Consider the following 1,637-nt stretch of genomic DNA (forward strand, 5'->3'; position numbering starts at 1 on the left):
CCACGGCTGGCCCGACCTGATCACAGCCGCGGCGTCGCTGTGGAGCAGCCTGCCCGGGCAGGGATTCGGGGCAGGTGCGCACACCCGCGATGAACCCATCACCCGCCTGGTCTCGGTCGCAGACGCGATCGGCAGGAGCCTGCGCAACACCAGCTGGCCACCGGCGAGCCGACCCGATCGACGCATGACTCAGATGACCAGGACCCTCGGTCACGCCGACGACCTGGTGCACCGCTACGGCGCCGACATCCCGCTCCAGCGCACCGAGAGCTACCGCGATCTCGAGGCCGCGCGGGCTCGGATCATGCACGCCCTGTACGTCACCGCCCACGCCGTCGGCGTCTCCCTGCACCAGCACGGCCACAGCCGGTACCAGGCCGCGCTCGGCAGCAACCGGCCCATCGAGCTCAGCCAGCGCCACGCCCCCTATGCAGTACCGCCGACCACCGAGTGGATCCGCCGCATGGCCGTCTCCGAGGCGGCCGCGGGCAGGTACCTCGATGGACGGTTCACCCAGGCGCTCCGGGGCGAAGCCAGCCGACCGGTCGAGGACGACACCCGGATCTCCCGCGCTCTCGCCGGGTGGGACATCCAGGCCCACCGCACCCTCGCCTCCGACGCATGGCCGACCAACATGGTCCTCATCACCCGCACCCAGGGCCTCATCGCCGGCGCCGCCATGGTGCTCGTCGACGCCGCACACCACGCCGGCCACCTCGAGCCCACCGACCGGCTCTCACCGGCGATCGCCGAGACTGGCCGTGCCTGGAGCAACCTCGCCAGCCGCTGGGGCGACCTCACTGCCCCGGATGCTCGTCTTGACCCCGACCTGATGCGCACGGCCGCCGAAGTTCGTGCCGCCTTCCGCGAGTTGACCCACGCCTCCACCACCATGGCCAGCCTCGACGTCATCGCCACCCGGCCCGGCCTCGAGCGCGGCACCCGCGCGACCCTCCATGCCCTCGAGTCCGGTTCGGAGCTCGCCTACGTCATCGGCGAGAAGGCCCATACCCCCGGTCTCACCGGACCCGCACGAGCGCTCTCGATCCGCGCGCACAACGACGTCGAGTCCACCCTGGCCAACCCGCACCCAAACGGCGACGTCGTTTGGATCTCTCCGGCAGAGATTCTCGCGCGCAAGATCGTGCTCGCTCCACGCCCTGTGGTCGAGAGCCTGCTCATCGCCAGCGCGCTGACCGTTGAATCCTGCAACCGGGCATGCACGGCTTCGCTCTGCCACGCAGTCACGACGGAACTGGGCAGTCCCACAGGCGACGATCGCAGACTCGCCCTCTCAGAGCAGCGCAGTGAAGTGGTGCCTGGCACGTCGTTGGCAAGGAATCACCCGATTCCACGCTAGGTGACGCCAGCAGATTCGTGGCGGCGCCGTCGTCTCATCTTCGGGTCTGTCATCGCCCTACGACGGCGTGAACCGCAACTCGAAAGCCCCCATCACGCCCATTCTGTCCGCCGACGTCCGTGGCCGTCCACGCTCATCGCCCGGCGAACCCTGCCCACAAGTTGCCCACAAGACGGGCGAAGAAGCAGCAGAGGCGGCTTCCGGATGTCTCCGAAAACCGCCTCTGACCTGGTGTTTCTCTTTGTAGCGGGGGCAGGATTTGAACCTGCGACCTCTG

The 1,637-nt window shown here is 69.0% G+C and carries 1 protein-coding gene; it reads left to right on the forward strand.

The genetic code is table 11. The features are described 5' to 3' along the window. Nucleotides 1–1,360, forward strand: a 1,360-nt coding sequence (locus tag ACOADB_RS06070) for a hypothetical protein (RefSeq protein WP_378597052.1), incomplete at its 5' end; no start/stop codon positions are given. Between the last annotated feature and the right edge of the window lie 277 nt (nucleotides 1,361–1,637).

It is taken from the genome of Nocardioides sp. CPCC 206348, from assembly GCF_048654705.1.
GTDB lineage: Bacteria > Actinomycetota > Actinomycetes > Propionibacteriales > Nocardioidaceae > Nocardioides.